At 52.2% G+C, this 255-nt stretch carries 1 rRNA gene; it reads right to left on the bottom strand.

Annotation, left to right across the window (positions count from 1 at the left end):
• Window positions 1-255: ribosomal RNA gene (locus KJS58_RS25235) — 16S ribosomal RNA — on the bottom strand; the annotation flags it as partial.

The raw sequence follows: 255 nt of genomic DNA, 5'->3' as shown, positions 1-255 counted from the left end.
CTCTCAGGTCGGCTACGCATCGTCGCCTTGGTAGGCCTTTACCCCACCAACTAGCTAATGCGCCGCAGGCCCATCCATAAGTGACAGATTGCTCCGTCTTTCTTTCTTCTCTCATGCGAGAAAAGAATCTATCCGGTATTAGCTACCGTTTCCGGTAGTTATCCCAGTCTTATGGGCAGGTTGCCTACGTGTTACTCACCCGTCCGCCGCTAAGTCTCAGAGAAGCAAGCTTCTCATTAACTCCGCTCGACTTGC

The organism is Paenibacillus sp. J45TS6 (genome assembly GCF_018403285.1).
Taxonomy (GTDB): domain Bacteria; phylum Bacillota; class Bacilli; order Paenibacillales; family Paenibacillaceae; genus Paenibacillus.
The sequence above is the reverse complement of the archived record's forward strand: the minus strand, read 5'-3'. Positions and strand labels throughout refer to the sequence as shown.